The following is an 18,691-nucleotide window of genomic DNA, read 5'->3' as shown; positions in this document are numbered from 1 at the left end:
TTGGGGGTAAGTTCATGAAGTTTCGTCGGAGCGGCAGATTGGTGGACTTAACAAATTATTTGTTAACCCATCCGCACGAATTAATACCATTGACCTTTTTTTCGGAAAGGTATCAATCTGCAAAATCATCCATCAGTGAAGATTTAACAATTATTAAACAAACCTTTGAGCAGCAAGGAATCGGTACATTGCTCACTGTTCCGGGAGCTGCTGGAGGAGTCAAATATATACCAAAGGTCAAGCATGCTGAAGCGGAAGAGTTTGTGCAGACACTTGGACAGTCATTAGTGAACCCTGAGCGTATCCTTCCGGGCGGTTATTTATATTTAACGGATATCTTAGGAAAACCATCTGTTCTTTCTAAAGTAGGGAAGCTGTTCGCTTCTGTATTTGCGGAAAGGGATATAGATGTTGTCATGACAGTTGCGACAAAAGGCATTCCGCTAGCTTATGCAGCTGCAAGCTTTCTTAATGTTCCTGTAGTTATCGTACGAAAAGATAATAAAGTAACAGAAGGGTCGACAGTCAGCATTAACTATGTTTCTGGATCTTCTAATCGTATTCAAACCATGTCTCTCGCGAAAAGAAGTATGAAAACGGGTTCAAACGTTTTGATTATTGACGACTTTATGAAAGCGGGCGGCACGATTAATGGTATGATTAACCTGTTAGATGAGTTCAATGCTAATGTAGCGGGGATCGGTGTCTTGGTTGAAGCTGAAGGAGTAGATGAACGTCTCGTAGATGAGTATATGTCTCTTCTTACTCTTTCAAAAATCAACATGAAAGATAAATCAATTGAGATTCAAAATGGCAATTTTCTGCGTTTTTTTAAAGAAAACCTTTTAAAGAATGGGGAGACAGAAAAATGACAAAAGCAGTCCACACAAAACATGCACCAGCAGCGATAGGACCGTATTCTCAAGGAATTATTGTCAATAATATGTTTTACAGTTCAGGCCAGATTCCCTTGACTGCCGCCGGCGAAATGGTAAACGGCGAGATTACTGAGCAAACTCATCAAGTATTCAGCAACCTGAAAGCAGTTTTGGAAGAGGCGGGCGCTTCTTTTGAAACAGTTGTGAAAGCTACCGTATTTATCGCTGATATGGAACAGTTTGGTGAAGTTAATGAAGTATACGGACAATACTTCAACACTCACAAACCAGCCAGATCCTGCGTTGAAGTAGCCAGACTCCCTAAGGACGCGTTAGTGGAAATTGAAGTAATTGCGTTAGTTAAATAACACAGAAAAAAGTGATTCTGAGCGCTCAGGATCACTTTTTTATTTATTTTATGCCGGGATAACTGCGGTATGACCTATTTGTGCATTATTATCCTATATTTTCAAAAAATATTTTTGAATTAAGCAGGAATTTAAAAAGAATCGTGGAATTGTTAGACTAATGCTTTTATATAGGGAAAAGGTGGTGAACTACTGTGGAAGTTACTGACGTAAGATTACGCCGCGTGAATACCGATGGTCGCATGAGAGCGATTGCATCCATCACGCTGGATCACGAATTTGTCGTACATGATATTCGTGTGATTGATGGAAACAATGGTCTTTTCGTTGCGATGCCGAGTAAACGCACCCCTGATGGAGAGTTCCGTGATATTGCTCATCCCATTAATTCTAGCACACGTGGAAAGATTCAAGATGCTGTGTTAAATGAGTACCATCGTTTGGGTGACACTGAAGCATTAGAATATGAAGAAGCTGGGGCTTCTTAAAATAACAAACAGCAAGGACTGCTTAGACGGCTGATCAAAGGGCCTCTATTTAGCGGTCCTTTTTTAATTCTGATTTTTCAATTATAAACCCGCTACATAGAAAATTCTTGCACTTAATGAAGTCTCCTTGAAATCAACGCATATTTAGGATATATTTTTCTATGGATAAAAGGGATATTGGAGGCCATTAAATGGATAAGCGGTTTGCAGTTGTTTTAGCGGCTGGACAAGGCACGAGAATGAAATCAAAGCTTTATAAAGTCCTTCATCCAGTTTGCGGTAAGCCTATGGTGGAGCATGTTGTAGACGAAGCTCTCAAATTATCTTTAGCTAAGCTTGTTACCATTGTCGGACACGGAGCCGAAGATGTGAAGAAGCAGCTCGGAGAAAAAAGCGAGTATGCGCTTCAAGCCGAACAGCTTGGAACAGCCCATGCTGTCAAACAGGCAAAACCTTTTCTTACAGGTGAAAAAGGAGTTACCATTGTTATATGCGGAGATACACCGCTTTTAACTGCAGAGACAATGGAAGCAATGCTGAAGGAACATAAAGAAAAAGACGCAAAAGCAACGATTCTGACCGCTGTAGCAGATGATCCGGCCGGATATGGACGCATCATCCGTAGTGAAAGCGGAGCGGTTCAAAAAATCGTGGAACATAAAGACGCTTCAGATCAGGAACGTCTTGTGAAAGAAATCAATACCGGAACGTATTGTTTTGATAACGAGGCTCTTTTTCGTGTCATCGAACAGGTTTCCAACGACAACGTGCAGGGCGAATATTATCTTCCTGATGTCATTGAAATTCTTAAAAATGAAGGCGAAACTGTTGCTGCTTACCAGACTGGTAATTTCCAAGAAACGCTCGGAGTTAATGATAGAGTCGCTCTTTCTCAGGCAGAATTGTTTATGAAACAGCGGATTAATAAACGGCATATGCAAAACGGCGTAAGCCTGATTGATCCGATGAACACATATATCTCCCCGGAAGCCGTCATCGGAAGCGATACTGTAATCTATCCCGGAACCGTGATCAAGGGTCAGGTTCAAATCGGAGAAGATTCAATCATCGGTCCTCATTCAGAGATTGAGAACAGCTCAATCGGCAGCCGCACTGTTATTAAACAATCAGTTGTCAATAACAGTAAAGTTGGGAATGATGTCAATATAGGCCCGTTCGCTCACATCAGACCGGAATCGACTATCGGCAACGAGGTAAAGATCGGCAATTTTGTTGAGGTTAAGAAAACTCAATTCGGAGACCGAAGCAAGGCTTCTCATTTAAGTTATGTCGGTGATGCTGAAGTAGGCGCGGACGTGAATCTGGGCTGCGGATCAATTACTGTTAATTATGATGGGAAAAATAAATTTTTGACGAAAATTGAAGACGGCGCCTTTATTGGCTGCAACTCCAATTTAGTCGCTCCAGTTACAGTCGGAAAAGGCGCGTATGTAGCTGCCGGCTCAACGGTAACGGAGGATGTGCCTGGCGAAGCGCTTGCCATTGCCAGAGCAAGACAAGTAAATAAAGATGACTATGTGAAAAAAATTCATAAAAAACAATCCTAAAATCGGAGGTTTATCCATGTCTAATCAATACGGAGATAAGAATTTAAAGATTTTTTCTTTGAATTCTAATCCAGAGCTTGCAAAAGAAATTGCGGATAATGTTGGAGTTCAGTTAGGGAAGTGCTCTGTTAAAAGATTTAGCGACGGCGAGGTTCAAATCAATATTGAAGAAAGTATTCGCGGCTGCGACTGCTATATCATTCAATCTACAAGTGACCCGGTCAATGAGCATATCATGGAGCTGCTGATTATGGTAGACGCGCTAAAACGCGCTTCTGCGAAAACCATTAATATCGTCATTCCATATTACGGATACGCTCGCCAGGACAGAAAGGCAAGAGCGCGTGAACCGATCACGGCTAAGCTTTTTGCGAATCTGCTTGAAACTGCCGGTGCGACCCGTGTCATCGCCCTTGACCTGCATGCGCCGCAGATCCAAGGTTTCTTCGATATACCGATTGACCATTTGATGGGTGTTCCGATTTTAGGAGAATATTTTGAAGGCAAGAACCTTAAGGATATCGTGATCGTTTCCCCTGACCATGGCGGAGTGACACGTGCGCGCAAGCTTGCAGACCGATTGAAAGCGCCGATTGCGATTATTGATAAACGCCGTCCGAGACCAAACGTGGCGGAAATCATGAATATTGTCGGTAACATTGAAGGCAAGACTGCTATTCTTATTGATGATATTATCGATACTGCGGGTACAATTACGCTTGCCGCTAATGCGCTTGTTGAAAACGGGGCGGAAGAAGTGTATGCGTGCTGTACACACCCTGTATTATCCGGCCCTGCTGTTGAACGGATCAATAACTCAAGAATCAAGGAGCTTGTTGTGACAAACAGCATCAAACTTCCTGAAGAAAAGAAAATTGAGCGATTCAAGCAGCTTTCTGTAGGCCCGCTTTTGGCAGAAGCCATTATCCGCGTTCACGAAAAGCAATCTGTCAGCTTTTTATTCAGCTAATTCGGCGGCCGATGTTTAAATCCTAATCGTTATGGGTATTGTTCTATTAGGACGAGAAAACGATAATAGGATGGTGCTGAATATGGCAACTTTAAAAGCAAAAGAAAGAACGGATTTTAAACGTTCATCTCTTCGAAAAATCCGTACTTCAGGACATGTTCCAGGTATTATATATGGTAAAGAAACGACAAACACACCCGTCTCCCTAGACAGTATAGAACTTATTAAAACACTGCGGGATGAAGGGAAAAACACGATTATTACGATTGACATCGACGGAAAGAAACATGCCGTGATGGTGTCTGAGCTTCAAACTGACCCGCTGAAAAACGAAGTCACTCACGCTGATTTTCAAGTTGTGAATATGAGTGAAGACATTGAAGTGGATGTTCCTATTCATTTGACTGGAGAATCAGTCGGAGTAAAAGAGGGAGGCGTATTGCAGCAGCCGCTGTATGAGCTTTCTGTAAAAGCTAAGCCAAAAGCGATACCGCAATCCATTGAGGCGGATATATCCGGTCTTGATATTAACGATGTGTTGACGATTGCAGACTTATCAGCTGACGGCGAATACTCCTTTAATCATGAGTCAGATGAAGTGGTGGCTTCTATTCTTCCGCCTCAGCAGCAAGAAGCGGCTGAAGGGGAGGAAGAGGAACAGACGGGCGGTCAGCCTGAAGGCGAAGACGAAAATCAATAATGGCTTAAGGCGTAACCCTCCCGCGGTTACGTCTTTTGTGCTAGAATGAGAAGAATTATAGCTCGCCTGCGCGAGCTTACGTAACTAAGGGAGGATTCGCCATGCTTGTGCTTGCCGGTCTGGGAAACCCGGGAAAGAATTATGAAAATACACGACACAATGTAGGCTTTATGACAATAGACCAGCTCGCAAAGGAATGGAATATTGAGCTGAATCAGACTAAATTTAATGGTTTGTACGGAACCGGATTTGTTTCCGGACAAAAGGTTCTACTTGTTAAACCGCTTACATATATGAATTTATCAGGAGAATGTTTGAGGCCGTTGATGGATTATTATGACGTGGGGAATGAAGAGCTAAAAGTGATTTATGATGATCTGGATCTGCCGGCAGGTAAAATTCGTTTGCGGACGAAAGGCAGCGCCGGGGGGCATAACGGCATTAAGTCGCTCATTCAGCATTTAGGCACGTCTGAATTCGACCGGATCCGAATCGGAATCGGACGTCCTGTAAATGGTATGAAAGTAGTTGACTATGTGTTAGGAGCCTTCACAAAAGAAGAAGCGCCTGCCATCGATGAAGCGATTTCAAAATCAGTAAAAGCTTGTGAGGCTTCATTAAGCAAACCGTTTTTAGAGGTAATGAACGAATTTAACGCGAATGTATAAGATAAATAATCGAAGCCCATACTAGCTGAAAACGACTTTATCAGGAGGTTCGGCGTATGGCTTTGCATTATTACTGCCGACATTGCGGCGTTAAAGTAGGAAGCCTTGAACAATCACTCGTCACAACGGATTTACTTGGATTTCATCACTTAACAAATGAGGAAAGAAACGATATGATTTCTTATAAAGATAATGGAGATGTCCATGTTCTTACAATTTGTGAAGACTGCCAAGAGGCTCTTGAACGAAATCCGCATTTTCATGAATATCAAACATTTATTCAATAAAAAGCTTTGGTGTAGACACTAGACCAAAGCATTTTTCTGTTCTTATAGGAAACAGAGAGGAGGGGCCATATGGATAACATTCAAACCTTTATTAAAGAAAGCGATGACTTTAAATCCATCGTAACCGGTTTACACGAGGGTTTAAGGGAACAACTGCTCGCGGGTCTGTCAGGTTCCGCGCGGTCTGTGTTTACTTCCGCCCTTTCGGAGAAAATCAATCAGCCCATTTTTTTAATCACGCATAATCTGTATCAAGCCCAGAAAGTAACGGAAGACTTGACTGCTCTCTTGGAGGATCAGTCTGTTCTTTTATACCCAGTCAATGAACTGATATCTTCTGAAATTGCAGTGGCAAGCCCTGAACTGCGTGCACAGCGTCTTGACGTCATCAACAGATTGACGGCTGGTGAAACGCCGATTGTCGTTGCCCCTGTGGCAGCGGTCAGAAGAATGCTTCCGCCCGTCGATGTCTGGAAAAACAGCCAAATGACAATTACAACTGGTGAAGATATAGAGCCGGATCAGCTGTCCTCACGCCTTGTAGAAGTGGGGTATGAGCGTTCCGATATGGTTTCTGCACCCGGCGAATTCAGTATTCGCGGCGGAATAATAGATATTTACCCATTAACAGCTGAACATCCGGTACGGATCGAATTATTTGATACAGAAGTTGATTCTATCCGCACCTTTAATTCAGATGATCAAAGATCAATTGAAACGCTTACTTCCGTCAGTATCGGTCCGGCGAAAGAACTGATTATCCGAGCGGAGGAAAAAGCCCGCGCGATTGAAAAAATAGATAAAGGGCTTGCTGCCAGTCTGAAAAAGGTAAAGGCGGATAAACAAAAAGAGATTCTCCACATGAATATTTCTCATGATAAAGAGCGTCTGTCAGAAGGCCAAACAGATCAGGAGTTAGTGAAGTATCTCTCATATTTTTATGAGAAACCTGCTAGTTTGCTAGATTATACTCCGCCTGATACTCTTCTTTTGTTAGATGAAGTCAGCCGGATTCACGAAATGGAAGAACAGCTTCAAAAAGAAGAAGCGGAATTTGTGACGAATCTTTTAGAGGAAGGGAAAATTCTGCATGACATCAGTCTGTCCTTCAGCTTCCAAAATCTAGTGTCCAAACAGCAGCGACCTATTTTATACTATTCTTTATTTTTGCGCCACGTACAGCATACGAGCCCGCAAAACATCGTCAATGTATCCAGCAGACAAATGCAGAGCTTCCATGGCCAAATGAATGTCCTTGCAAGTGAAATGGAACGATTCAAAAAATCAAATTTCACAGTGGTATTTTTAGGGGCAAATAGGGAGCGGACAGAAAGACTTTCGTCTGTGCTTGCTGATTATGAAATAGAAGCCGCTATGATTGACAACAAAAAAGCCCTTGCCCAAGGACAGGTGTATGTCATGGAGGGCGAGCTTCAGTCAGGATTTGAACTGCCGCTGATGAAGCTTGCGGTCATCACAGAAGAAGAATTATTTAAAAATCGCATGAAAAAGAAGCCGAGAAAACAAAAGCTTACAAACGCAGAACGAATCAAAAGCTATTCAGAGCTTCAGGTCGGCGATTATGTTGTTCATGTGAATCACGGGATCGGTAAGTATTTAGGAATTGAAACCCTTGAAATCAATGGAATCCATAAAGATTATTTAAACATTCATTATCAAGGCAGCGACAAGCTCTACGTACCCGTTGAACAAATTGACCAAGTCCAAAAGTATGTCGGTTCAGAAGGGAAAGAGCCGAAGCTTTACAAATTGGGCGGCAGTGAATGGAAGCGCGTAAAGAAAAAAGTAGAAACCTCTGTTCAGGATATTGCTGACGACCTCATCAAGCTTTACGCAGAAAGGGAAGCGAGCAAAGGCTACGCCTTCTCACCTGATCATGAAATGCAGCGCGAATTCGAATCAGCCTTCCCTTATCAAGAAACGGAAGACCAGCTGCGCTCTATAAATGAAATCAAAAAGGATATGGAAAGAGAACGGCCGATGGACCGCCTGCTGTGCGGAGATGTAGGTTACGGTAAAACAGAGGTCGCCATACGTGCGGCGTTTAAAGCAATTGCAGACGGCAAGCAGGTTGCATTACTCGTGCCGACAACCATATTGGCTCAGCAGCACTATGAAACGATTATGGAACGATTCCAAGACTATCCGCTTACGGTTGGTCTGCTCAGCAGATTCCGGACAAGAAAAGAAGCGAACGAGACGATTAAAGGTTTGAAAAACGGAACTGTGGATATGGTGATCGGGACTCATCGCCTTTTATCAAAGGATGTCGTTTACAAGGATTTGGGCTTACTCATCATAGATGAGGAGCAGCGTTTCGGCGTGACGCATAAGGAAAAAATCAAACAAATCAAAGCAAATGTTGATGTATTAACATTAACGGCGACACCGATCCCAAGAACATTGCATATGTCTATGCTCGGGGTAAGGGATTTATCTGTTATCGAAACACCGCCTGAAAATCGTTTTCCTGTGCAGACATACGTTGTTGAATATAACGGAGCTCTTGTAAGAGAAGCGATTGAACGGGAATTGGCCCGCGGAGGCCAGGTATATTTCTTATACAATCGTGTCGATGACATCGAGCGGAAAGCGGATGAGATCTCCATGCTTGTCCCTGACGCCAAAGTGGCTTATGCCCATGGGAAAATGACAGAAAATGAATTAGAAAGTGTTATGCTTAATTTTCTGGAAGGGGAATCAGACGTTCTTGTCAGCACCACTATTATCGAGACAGGCGTGGATATACCGAATGTGAACACCCTTATTGTGTTTGACGGCGATAAGATGGGCCTCTCCCAGCTCTACCAGCTCCGGGGACGTGTCGGTCGTTCCAATCGCGTAGCTTACGCTTATTTCACATATCGCAGAGACAAAGTGCTGACGGAAGTAGCGGAAAAACGGCTTCAAGCCATTAAAGAATTTACGGAGCTGGGATCTGGTTTTAAAATCGCAATGCGTGACTTGACGATTCGCGGAGCCGGAAATCTTCTTGGCGCTCAACAGCACGGATTTATTGATTCAGTCGGTTTTGATCTTTATTCACAAATGCTCAAGGAAGCGATTGAAGAGCGCAGAGGAGACACGTCGAAATCTGAGCAATTTGAAACCGAAATTGACGTGGAACTTGATGCGTATATTCCGGAAACCTATATACAAGACGGAAAACAAAAAATAGATATGTATAAACGCTTTAGATCAGTCGCAACACTTGAAGAAAAAAATGAGCTTCAAGATGAAATGATTGACCGATTTGGAAATTATCCGAAAGAAGTGGAATACTTATTTACCGTCGCTGAAATGAAGGTTTACGCAAAAAATGAGCGGGTCGAATTGATTAAACAGGACAAAGACGCGGTCAGATTTACAATTACTGAGTCTGCGAGCGCTGAAATTGACGGTCAGAAATTGTTTGAGCTGGGAAATAAATACGGCAGACAAATCGGACTGGGAATGGAAGGAAAAAAATTAAAAATCTCCATTCAAACCAAAGGCAGAAAAACAGACGAATGGCTGGAAACCGTACTCGGGATGCTAAAAGGACTCAAAAAAGTAAAAAAACAAACCATTGCTTCATCATAAATTTTGTTACTCTCTGGTGTATATTACATTTGATGTGACGGATACTAATTTCAAGCGAGGCGGAAGGTACATAAAGTAGACAGCTTTAGGTCTTTCCCATATATATCATCAAATGAAAGAGAGGCACCAGAGAGATGAAAGCAACCGGTATCGTACGTCGTATTGATGATTTAGGACGGGTCGTCATCCCTAAAGAAATCCGAAGAACTTTAAGAATCAGGGAAGGTGATCCGCTCGAAATTTTTGTTGATCGTGATGGAGAAGTTATTTTAAAGAAATACTCTCCTATCAGCGAGCTTGGAGACTTTGCAAGGGAATACGCAGACGCACTTTATGACAGTCTTGGGCATTCTGTATTGATTTGTGACCGAGATGTATTTATCGCAGTCTCAGGCAGTTCCAAAAAGGACTATATGAACAAATCAATCAGCGAATTGCTTGAGAAGTCCATGGATCAGCGCAGCTCCGTTGTAGAGAGTGACGTCAAGTCAGCGCAGCTTCTTGATGGCATTGATGAAGACATGAATTCTTATACCATCGGCCCAATTGTGGCAAATGGCGATCCAATTGGAGCTGTGGTCATTTTTTCAAAGGATCAATCATTGGGTGAGGTAGAACATAAAGCTGTAGAAACGGCAGCCGGCTTTCTCGCTCGTCAAATGGAACAGTAGGTCTTATACCATTTACTGAAACCAATACATTCTTAAACGATGATAGAACAGCTCACATATGTGCTGTTCTTTTTCATTGGTTGAAAAAGGATTCCAAGCCTGGGGATATGTTATAATAAGCTCGTTTTTACCCGTTTTAACAGAGAACCATTGAGGTCCCCTGCAAGTGGAAGGAGCTTTTGGATGAATGATTCAATAGACGTCAAACGGCATCAGATGTGGCAAGGGGCTTTTGTTTTAGTATTCGCGGGCGTGGTGACCAAGATACTAAGCGCCGTTTACAGAGTCCCATTTCAAAACATTGTCGGCGATGTTGGATTTTATATATATCAGCAGGTGTATCCTTTTCTCGGTATCGCGGTTATGCTTTCAACATCAGGATTTCCGGTCATTATATCAAAGCTGATGAATGATTATGGAGAAAAAAACAGCGGCAAAATATTAAAAATAGCCGCGTTGTTTTTATCATCAGTCGGTTTGATCTTGTTTATCCTTCTCTATGCGGGCGCGGTTCCGATAGCGCGGTTTATGGGAGACATTCAGCTCACTTTGTTAATACAAGTAGCGGCATTTGCCTTTCTCCTGTTTCCGTTCGCTGCCCTATTAAGGGGCTATTTTCAAGGGATCAGCTACATGCTGCCATCTGCGTTATCACAAATTTCAGAACAGCTTTTGCGTGTTGCAGTTTTGCTCGGATTGTCATTTTGGATTGTGAAAGAAGGGTACTCTCTCTATGCCGCGGGTGCGGCCGCGGCCTCCGGCTCGCTTGCCGGAAGTATGGCGGCGCTCATTTTATTATGCTTATTTTGGTTTAAAGCGAAGAAAGTCGAAAATAAGAACTCAGAACAAGAATTAGATGTGGTCGGAACAACTGCAATCGTAAAAAAATTGCTGCTTTATTCTGTGACAATTTGTGTCAGCAGTTTGCTTTTGATATTGATCCAGCTGGTGGATGCTCTAAACCTATATGCATTGCTGTCATACGGATTAGCGGACGAAGAAGCAAAGCGGCTTAAAGGTATTTATGATCGCGGCCAGCCTCTTATTCAGCTCGGAACCGTTTTTGCCGTAAGCATTGCGGCATCTCTGGTACCGTATATTTCAAAGGCTGTAAAAGAAAATGAAATGTCGTTATTAAAGGAAAAGATAACGTCCTCGTTAAAGCTTTCTCTTGTCATTGGAACTGGGGCGTCGGCAGGGCTTATTTGTATACTTGAACCTGTCAATATGATGCTGTTTCGGAATACCGAAGGAACAGCAGCCTTGCAGATTTTCAGCTGTTCCATCTTTTTTACTTCTATTGCCGTTACCGCTGCAGCTGTTTTGCAGGGAGCGGGAAATACAGTTTTCCCTGCCATTTCGGTCTGTGCGGGAATAGCGGCCAAATGGATATTGAATTCCGTTCTGGTACCGAGCTGCGGTATTGAAGGCGCGTCGCTTGCAACAGTCATTTCTTTTGCGGCAGTCGCCGGGCTCAATCTGTTTCGGTTATGGCAAAAAGGGTGGCTGAAAAATCTGGGAAGCTCCATTTTTCCGCTTCTTAGCTCAGCGCTTTTGATGTCAGTGGTCCTGTTCGCGTATCTGAGTATCTGTTCTATGGTTTTCCCTGAGGCAGGAAGGGGAATAGCCGCTGTTGAGAGTTTATCGGCAGTAGCCATTGGTGGCGCTGTGTTTATTTATTGTATGATGAATATGAATATATTTACGGACGAAGAGCTGAACAGCGTGCCTTTTGGCAGCAAGTTGAGCAAATTCAAAAGAAGGAGAGAACAAAATGGCAGGTAATATTACAGTCGTCGGTCTCGGGGCCGGCGATATGGACCAGTTGACTCTGGGCGTACATAAGCTGCTGACAAAGGCTGAGGCTCTCTATGTCAGAACAAAAGACCACCCCCTGATCGAAGAGTTGGAGAAGGAAACGGGCCACATTCGTTTTTTTGACGACATTTACGAAAAGCATGGCCAGTTTGATGCGGTATACGAAGAAATTACCGACATCCTGTTTGCGGAAGCAGAACATCAAGACATTGTTTATGCCGTGCCAGGTCACCCTTTCATGGCAGAAAAAACCGTCCAGCTGCTCATTGATCGGCAGGAGGAAAAACAAGTGAAGGTAACCGTCGCCGGAGGCCAAAGCTTTCTTGACGCTACGTTTAACGCGCTGAAGATAGACCCGATTGAAGGGCTTCAATTCGTTGATGCGGGAACCCTGACGCCTGATGAGCTGGAACTGCGCCATCACTTAATCATTTGTCAGGTATACGATCAGATGACAGCCTCAGAAGTGAAATTAACATTGATGGAAAAGCTTCCGGACGATTATGAGGTTGTGATTGTCACTGCGGCGGGAAGCCGCGAGGAAATAATACAAACCGTCCCTCTGTACGAGCTTGACCGCAGCGTCGAAATTAATAATTTAACAAGTGTGTATGTTCCGCCGATTAAAGAAGAGAAGCTCCTTTACCAAGAGTTCTCCGCGTTCCGCAGGATCATTCGGGAGCTGCGCGGACCGGACGGCTGTCCATGGGATAAAAAACAGACTCACCAAACGTTAAAACAATACATGATCGAAGAATGCTACGAGCTTCTTGAAGCGATTGATGAAGAAGACACCGACCATATGATTGAAGAGCTTGGCGATGTTTTGCTTCAAGTGCTCCTCCACGCACAAATTGGTGAAGATGAGGGATACTTTACGATAGATGATGTCATAAGAGAGATCAGCGCAAAAATGATCAGAAGACATCCGCACGTGTTTAAGGATGTTAAGGTTCAGGACGAGACTGACGTCTTAGCCAACTGGGAAGAGATAAAAAAAGCTGAAAAACCAACGTCAGAAGCATCGTTATTAGATACCGTGCCGAAAACACTCCCATCCCTGTCTAAAGCGGCAAAGCTTCAGAAAAAAGCTGCGAAAGTCGGATTTGATTGGGACGACGTCGGCGACATCTGGGAAAAAGTCAATGAAGAAATGAAGGAGTTCTCCTCCGAGGTTTCCGAGAACGTTCCTGATGAGCATAGCTTAAAGGCCGAATTTGGAGATGTTTTGTTCGCACTGGTCAATGTAGCGCGCTACTATAAAATAGAACCGGAAGAAGCGCTTGCAATGACGAATGACAAGTTTCGCCGGCGGTTCTCGTATATTGAGCAAACAGCAAAATCAAAAGGAATAGAGCTGTCGGACATGTCGCTTGAAGACATGGACAAATTGTGGAATGAAGCAAAAGAAACTGAGAGGAGATCAGAACATGAGACTCGATAAATTTTTAAAAGTATCCCGGCTGATCAAACGCCGTACCTTGGCAAAGGAAGTTGCCGATCAAGGAAGAATTTCCATTAACGGAAACCAGGCAAAAGCAAGTTCTGATGTCAAAGCGGGAGATCAATTAGAAGTTCGCTTCGGCCAAAAACTCGTTACCGTTCAAGTCAATGAATTGAAAGACACGACTAAAAAAGAAGAGGCCGCCAATATGTACACGATTCTGAAGGAAGAAAAACTCGGCGAATAGGCTTGTTCTAAACAATTCCCCCGCCTCATACAATGCAGTAATAATGCTAAAAGTATCGAGGATATGGGGGCTGGATAGATGAATTCATATTATGAACAAAAAGGATCTTCTTCTGTTCCGGAACAGCATGATATCACAATGAAAGGCCGGAAGCATTTAGATATTTCAGGCGTCAAGCATGTTGAAAGCTTTGACAATGAAGAATTCCTGCTGGAAACCGTTATGGGTATGCTTTCTGTCAGAGGCGAAAATCTTCAAATGAAAAACCTAGATGTTGAAAAAGGAATTGTATCTATCAAAGGCAGGGTATTCGACCTTGTTTATTTAGACGAGCAACAAGGGGATAAAGCTAAAGGATTTTTTAGCAAGTTGTTTAAATGACGCTCACGACTCAATTCTATACGATGCTGGCAATGGCCGGCATGGGCGCCTGGCTTGGGGCGTCATTAGACACGTACAGGCTGTTTGTCGTTCGGGCGAGAACAGCCAGATGGCTTTTATTTATCCATGATATCCTTTTTTGGACCGTACAAGGGCTGCTCTTCTTTTATGTCTTACTCAATGTGAACGAGGGTGAACTCAGGATATACATTTTCTTGGCAGTTTTATTAGGCGTTGCGACGTATCAAAGCCTTTGCAAACGAATGTATATAAAAATACTGAAATTCACCATCTATCTCGCGGTTTCTGTATACCAATCCATAAAAAGGCTCGTTCAGCACGTGTTATTCCGTCCAGTTGTCTGGGTATGTACACTGATTATCGGGCTCGTCATGTTTTTGATACAGAAAGTATACCGCTTGATTACTTTTCTTTTGTTGTGTCTGTATAAAATCGTAAAGGTATTATGTTTTCCCATATATTTTCTTTTGAAACAATGTCTGAAACTTCTTCCTGAAACATTGCGTCTAAGGATCAAACGCTATTTTCAAAAAGGTGCAGGATTTTTAGAAAAGAAGAAGAAACTATTCATAACAATCAAAACGACCATTACACGTTACCTGAAAAGGTGAAAGGAGGACCGTCTGGTTTGAATTTATCCAGGGAACGAACGATAACTGAAATACAAAACGACTATAAAGAACAAGTAGAGCGTCAATCACAGCAGAAAAAAAGAAGACGAAAAGGGCTATTCAGGCGGTTAGCCGTATTTGGCGCCCTTGTATTATTAACGGCAATTGTCTTAGCAAGTTCTGTTTGGACGCAAACCGCTTCCCTTAGCGCCAAAGAAGAAAAGAAAGCGCAGCTGCAAAAAGAACTGAAAAGCATGAAGGCAAAACAATCAGATTTAGAAGAAGAAATTAACAAATTAAAAGATGAAGAATACGTCACAGAGCTTGCCAGAAGGGACTATTTCTTGTCTGGCGACGGTGAAATTCTCTTCAACGTAGAGAAGAAGAATAAGTAGCCTTGTTGACACTTAAATTTTTATTTAGGTATAATTAAGCAAACGATCTTTTTATAAGCCTAAGGAGGAGCACTTTTTTTATGTCGATAGAAGTTGGCAGCAAGTTGCAAGGGAAAATAACAGGTATTACAAATTTCGGAGCGTTTGTTGAATTGCCTGGAGGCTCAACCGGTCTCGTTCATATCAGTGAAGTAGCCGATAATTATGTAAAAGACATTAACGAACACCTAAAAGTCGGCGACCAAGTTGAAGTGAAAGTCATCAACGTTGAAAAAGACGGGAAAATTGGTTTATCTATAAAAAAAGCTAAAGACCGTCCGCAAGCCAGACCTAGAAATGATTTCCGTCCAAAAGAATCTTTTGAGCAGAAAATGAATAAGTTTTTAAAAGATAGCGAAGACCGCTTATCATCTTTAAAACGCAACACGGAATCAAAACGTGGAGGGCGCGGAGCAAGAAGAGGTTAACCTTGCTGCTTTCTATAAATAAAATGGAGCATCCGTTTATCCCAGCGGGTGCTTTTTTTATTTTTATGTCTCTTTTATAGTCAGAAAATTATAACATTTAAGTTTCTGTTGACGGATAAGATAAACCTTTGTATTATATAACTTGTGCTTGTAAGCACAAATGACATGGCGGTGTAGCTCAGCTGGCTAGAGCGTACGGTTCATACCCGTGAGGTCGGGGGTTCGATCCCCTCCGCCGCTACCATATCATTTACGGCCCGTTGGTCAAGCGGTTAAGACACCGCCCTTTCACGGCGGTAACACGGGTTCGAATCCCGTACGGGTCATCAAGCGAAAAATCGGCTTCTATAGAGGAGCCGATTTTTTTATTTCGATCATCACGGTTATTTGACACATTTCTGAGAAATCCTCGGAAAAATAAGAGAGTAATGAGGATCAGGGCAGAAACCGTCGAAGACTTCTTTGAATTCGTTACCTTCTTTTGACAAAATCCTATCTGTGCTTTCGCTATAATGACAAGCAACGAATAGAACAGGTGGGAGATGAGTGAAATGGAAAAAGCAGAAAGAAGAGTGAACGGGCCGATGGCGGGACAAGCTTTAGAAAAACTTCAATCCTTTTTTGATAAAGGTACGAAGCTGGTGGTCCATCATCTGCATTCACTATTTTTCTATAAGGGTTTCATTTATGTAATAATCGGTTTTTTACTCGGACGAGCTTTTATTCTATCTGAGGTCCTTCCTTTCGCGCTTCCTTTTTTCGGTGCCATGCTGCTTATCAGAAGAGACAAAGCATTTTATGCATGTTTGGCATTGCTGGCGGGCGCGCTGACCATATCTCCAAAACATTCTCTGCTTATTTTATCGGCATTGCTTGTGTTCTCCATCTTTTCAAAGATTGCTTCCTTTATGATAGAGGACCGGGTCAAAATGCTGCCGATCGTGGTGTTCTTGTCCATGGCCGTTGCAAGAGCGGGGTTTATCTACGCGCAAAATGGCGCATTTACAACCTATGATTATGTAATGGCTATCGTAGAAGCCGGGCTTTCCTTTATATTAACGCTGATCTTTCTCCAAAGTCTTCCGATTTTCACCGTAAAAAAAGTGAAGCAATCATTAAAAATAGAAGAAATTATTTGTTTTATGATTTTAATTGCCTCTGTCCTTACCGGTCTGGCAGGTGTATCTTTCCAAGGGATGCAGGCGGAGCATGTTTTGGCCCGTTATGTTGTGCTGAGTTTTTCTTTTATCGGCGGGGCCAGCATCGGTTGTACTGTAGGCGTAGTGACGGGATTGATTCTCGGTCTTGCTAATATCGGAAACCTGTACCAAATGAGTTTACTCGCGTTTTCCGGCCTGCTGGGCGGTCTGTTGAAAGAAGGAAAGAAAGCAGGTGCGGCAATCGGCCTGATCATAGGATCTCTCCTTATATCACTATATGGTGAAGGCTCAGCAGGGCTGATGACGACGTTATATGAATCGTTAATCGCTGTTGTGCTGTTTTTGCTGACCCCCCAATCGATTACTAAAAAAGTGGCGAAATACATTCCGGGGACTGCCGAACATATTCAGGAGCAGCAGCAATATGCGAGGAAGATCAGAGATGTAACCGCTCAAAAGGTTGACCAGTTCTCCAATGTCTTTCACGCTTTATCAGAAAGCTTTGCCACCTTCTATCAAACAGTGCCGGAAGATCAGAATGAAGACAGCGAAGTTGATCTTTTCCTAAGTAAGATCACGGAGCATTCTTGCCAAACCTGCTATAAGAAAAATAAATGCTGGGTTCAGAACTTTGATAAAACATATGACGTAATGAAACAAGTTATGCTTGAAACCGAACAAAATCAATACACAACAAACCGCCGTCTGAAAAAAGAGTTCGAACAGCATTGTTCAAAATCCCGTCAAGTGGAAGAACTGATTGAAGACGAGCTTGCTCACCATCAGGCCCATTTGACACTAAAGAAAAAGGTCCAAGACAGCAGGCGGCTGGTTGCTGAACAGCTTTTGGGCGTTTCCGAAGTTATGTCAGACTTTTCTCGGGAAATAAAAAGGGAAAGAGAACAGCACTTTATCCAAGAGGAGCAAATTATAGAGGCTTTGCAACACTTCGGAATAGAAATACAGCAGGTAGAAATCTACAGCCTTGAACAAGGCAATATTGACATTGAAATGACAATCCCTTTTAGCGGAGGGCATGGAGAAAGTGAAAAAATCATTGCACCTATGCTTTCAGATATACTTGAGGAGCAGATTTTGGTAAAAGCCGAACAGCATTCAGACCATCCAAATGGATATAGCCATGTGGCTTTCGGTTCAACTAAATCATACAGGGTGTCTACGGGCGCGGCTCATGCGGCAAAAGGAGGCGGCCTTGTCTCCGGCGACAGCTACAGCATGATGGAGCTGGGCGCGCGAAAATATGCAGCGGCAATCAGCGATGGCATGGGAAATGGCGCAAGAGCGCACTTTGAAAGCAACGAGACAATAAAGCTGCTAGAAAAAATTCTCGAATCGGGAATTGATGAAAAAATAGCAATCAAAACAATCAATAGTATCTTGTCGTTACGGACAACTGATGAAATCTATTCCACACTGGACCTGTCCATTATTGATCTTCAGGACGCGAGCTGTAAATTCTTGAAGGTCGGATCGACACCAAGCTTTATTAAACGCGGGGAGCAAGTCATAAAAGTACAGGCAAGCAACCTGCCAATCGGCATTATTAACGAATTTGATGTAGAAGTTGTAAGCGAACAGCTGAAGGCCGGTGATCTCCTGATTATGATGAGTGACGGTATTTTTGAAGGTCCTAAGCACGTGGAGAACTATGACTTATGGATGAAGCGCAAAATGAAAGGGCTAAAAACCGAAGACCCGCAAGAAATTGCGGATGTAATGATGGAGGAGGTCATCCGTACGCGATCAGGTCAAATCGAAGATGATATGACTGTCGTTGTTGTCCGAATTGACCATAACACTCCAAAATGGGCGTCAATTCCTGTTCCGGCTCTCTTTCAAAATAAACAAGAAATTTCATAACCGTTCCGTATAAATCAAATTTCTTCTGGCGAAGATGGAAATAAATCAGACTGAGAATGATCGTA

General features: G+C 42.9%; 18 protein-coding genes and 2 tRNA genes. All 20 read left to right on the top strand.

Annotated elements, in window-relative coordinates; all coding sequences use genetic code 11:
* Window positions 1–14: 14 nt before the first annotated feature.
* Complete coding sequence (gene purR / locus AXI57_RS18860; protein ID WP_061571119.1) at window positions 15–872, top strand: pur operon repressor; 858 nt, start codon at window positions 15–17, stop codon at window positions 870–872.
* The gene (gene ridA, locus AXI57_RS18855; protein ID WP_061670932.1) at window positions 869–1,246 is read left to right on the top strand and encodes a 2-iminobutanoate/2-iminopropanoate deaminase; all 378 of its coding nucleotides are present in this window, start codon (window positions 869–871) and stop codon (window positions 1,244–1,246) included. The genes purR and ridA overlap by 4 nt, the downstream gene beginning before the upstream one ends.
* A gap of 194 nt (window positions 1,247–1,440) precedes the next feature.
* Window positions 1,441–1,734: a septation regulator SpoVG gene (gene spoVG, locus AXI57_RS18850; RefSeq protein WP_003328583.1), complete on the top strand. Its 294-nt coding sequence runs from the start codon at window positions 1,441–1,443 to the stop codon at window positions 1,732–1,734.
* 191 nt (window positions 1,735–1,925) lie between these two features.
* Window positions 1,926–3,302: a bifunctional UDP-N-acetylglucosamine diphosphorylase/glucosamine-1-phosphate N-acetyltransferase GlmU gene (glmU, locus tag AXI57_RS18845; RefSeq protein WP_061670931.1), complete on the top strand. Its 1,377-nt coding sequence runs from the start codon at window positions 1,926–1,928 to the stop codon at window positions 3,300–3,302.
* Window positions 3,303–3,318: 16 nt separating this feature from the next.
* The gene (locus tag AXI57_RS18840; RefSeq protein WP_010787401.1) at window positions 3,319–4,272 is read left to right on the top strand and encodes a ribose-phosphate diphosphokinase; all 954 of its coding nucleotides are present in this window, start codon (window positions 3,319–3,321) and stop codon (window positions 4,270–4,272) included.
* Between the two features lie 82 nt (window positions 4,273–4,354).
* Window positions 4,355–4,972, top strand: a complete 618-nt coding sequence (locus AXI57_RS18835; protein WP_003328580.1) for a 50S ribosomal protein L25/general stress protein Ctc — start codon at window positions 4,355–4,357, stop codon at window positions 4,970–4,972.
* Between the two features lie 101 nt (window positions 4,973–5,073).
* Window positions 5,074–5,640, top strand: coding sequence for an aminoacyl-tRNA hydrolase (gene pth, locus AXI57_RS18830; RefSeq protein ID WP_003328579.1), 567 nt, complete (start codon window positions 5,074–5,076; stop codon window positions 5,638–5,640).
* 56 nt (window positions 5,641–5,696) lie between these two features.
* Window positions 5,697–5,927, top strand: a complete 231-nt coding sequence (locus AXI57_RS18825) for an anti-sigma-F factor Fin (RefSeq protein ID WP_003328578.1) — start codon at window positions 5,697–5,699, stop codon at window positions 5,925–5,927.
* 69 nt (window positions 5,928–5,996) lie between these two features.
* A complete protein-coding gene (gene mfd / locus AXI57_RS18820) occupies window positions 5,997–9,530 on the top strand; it encodes a transcription-repair coupling factor (RefSeq protein WP_061670930.1) in 3,534 nt (1,177 codons plus the stop codon).
* A gap of 134 nt (window positions 9,531–9,664) precedes the next feature.
* Window positions 9,665–10,201 carry a stage V sporulation protein T gene (spoVT, locus tag AXI57_RS18815; protein ID WP_061571124.1) on the top strand — a complete coding sequence of 179 codons (537 nt, stop codon included), beginning with the start codon at window positions 9,665–9,667 and terminating at the stop codon, window positions 10,199–10,201.
* Window positions 10,202–10,384: 183 nt separating this feature from the next.
* Window positions 10,385–11,986 carry a putative polysaccharide biosynthesis protein gene (locus AXI57_RS18810; protein WP_061670929.1) on the top strand — a complete coding sequence of 534 codons (1,602 nt, stop codon included), beginning with the start codon at window positions 10,385–10,387 and terminating at the stop codon, window positions 11,984–11,986.
* A complete protein-coding gene (gene yabN, locus AXI57_RS18805) occupies window positions 11,976–13,463 on the top strand; it encodes a bifunctional methyltransferase/pyrophosphohydrolase YabN (RefSeq protein WP_061670928.1) in 1,488 nt (495 codons plus the stop codon). The genes AXI57_RS18810 and yabN overlap by 11 nt, the downstream gene beginning before the upstream one ends.
* Window positions 13,450–13,710 (top strand): RNA-binding S4 domain-containing protein, encoded by a 261-nt coding sequence (locus AXI57_RS18800; RefSeq protein WP_003328572.1) that lies wholly within the window; start codon window positions 13,450–13,452, stop codon window positions 13,708–13,710. The genes yabN and AXI57_RS18800 overlap by 14 nt, the downstream gene beginning before the upstream one ends.
* A 78-nt stretch (window positions 13,711–13,788) precedes the next feature.
* Window positions 13,789–14,091 carry a sporulation protein YabP gene (gene yabP, locus AXI57_RS18795; protein WP_003328571.1) on the top strand — a complete coding sequence of 101 codons (303 nt, stop codon included), beginning with the start codon at window positions 13,789–13,791 and terminating at the stop codon, window positions 14,089–14,091.
* Window positions 14,088–14,723, top strand: coding sequence for a spore cortex biosynthesis protein YabQ (gene yabQ, locus AXI57_RS18790; RefSeq protein WP_061670927.1), 636 nt, complete (start codon window positions 14,088–14,090; stop codon window positions 14,721–14,723). The genes yabP and yabQ overlap by 4 nt, the downstream gene beginning before the upstream one ends.
* Window positions 14,724–14,740: 17 nt before the next feature.
* Complete coding sequence (gene divIC / locus AXI57_RS18785; protein ID WP_003328566.1) at window positions 14,741–15,118, top strand: cell division protein DivIC; 378 nt, start codon at window positions 14,741–14,743, stop codon at window positions 15,116–15,118.
* Window positions 15,119–15,198: 80 nt separating this feature from the next.
* The gene (locus AXI57_RS18780) at window positions 15,199–15,585 is read left to right on the top strand and encodes a S1 domain-containing RNA-binding protein (RefSeq protein WP_004264630.1); all 387 of its coding nucleotides are present in this window, start codon (window positions 15,199–15,201) and stop codon (window positions 15,583–15,585) included.
* Between the two features lie 167 nt (window positions 15,586–15,752).
* A tRNA-Met gene (locus tag AXI57_RS18775) sits at window positions 15,753–15,829 on the top strand.
* A gap of 10 nt (window positions 15,830–15,839) precedes the next feature.
* Window positions 15,840–15,911: transfer RNA gene (locus AXI57_RS18770), tRNA-Glu, on the top strand.
* A 225-nt stretch (window positions 15,912–16,136) separates the two neighbouring features.
* A complete protein-coding gene (gene spoIIE, locus AXI57_RS18765; protein ID WP_061670926.1) occupies window positions 16,137–18,626 on the top strand; it encodes a stage II sporulation protein E in 2,490 nt (829 codons plus the stop codon).
* The last annotated feature ends 65 nt before the right edge of the window (window positions 18,627–18,691 follow it).

The organism is Bacillus atrophaeus, from assembly GCF_001584335.1.
Classification (GTDB): Bacteria; Bacillota; Bacilli; order Bacillales; family Bacillaceae; genus Bacillus; species Bacillus atrophaeus.
This window is presented reverse-complemented; position numbering and strand designations above follow the sequence as displayed.